Raw genomic sequence first — 707 nt, 5'->3', positions numbered from 1 at the left:
AGGATACTTGCAGCTTGGGAGAAACCGAGCTCTTCAGTAGTGCCATCAGCATGGTCTAACGTAACCTTTAACGAACCCGTCAAGTTGTCGTACAAATTGCCCCACGCAGATTTGCCATCGACACTCATCGCAGCTAAAAGCTTCTCTTCTTCCATACTCAAGCGTGTATCTGCCAGTTTTCTCGACTCCATAATAGAGAAAGCTTGACCGCTGATGTCTGGATTTTCGTGATCGAGAACGCGAGCAATGAACTCATCATCTGCATGCGTTAAGGTAAGTTCGAAAGCACTAAACGCTTGAGACAATTCAGAGAAAATACGCATCATACGACCAGAAAGCGCTTTCGCTTCGGCGTTAGTAGCGTTCACTGATGAGTAGCAATTTGCGAAGTTGTAGACCGTGCCCGCCAAGCGACTTGCTGCTTCGTTAGTCAGAATGGCATTTTGCATCACTTCAACATTTTCACAATCTTGCGATTGCTTATTCAGCAGGTCAATACATTGCTCAACAAGTGCGATATCGTCTTGAATTCGAGGGTCGGCAAGGTCGTTGTAAACGATGGATAAGTCCCAACTAGGAGTGGTCATTTTTTAGAGTTCCTTTTGATGTAATCGAATCGGTCTTTCCTCTTCCTCCTAACAAAATAGGATTTAGAAAGCCGATTTCTTCCATGACTAGGGCTGCTTTTCTTCCTTGATTTGTTTCGC

General features: G+C 44.7%; 1 pseudogene. It reads right to left on the bottom strand.

The features are described 5' to 3' along the window. Positions 1-587: pseudogene (locus R7Q46_RS27110) on the bottom strand (oligoendopeptidase F); the annotation flags it as partial. Positions 588-707: the final 120 nt, after the last annotated feature.

It is taken from the genome of Vibrio sp. 811, from assembly GCF_033339195.1.
This window is presented reverse-complemented; position numbering and strand designations above follow the sequence as displayed.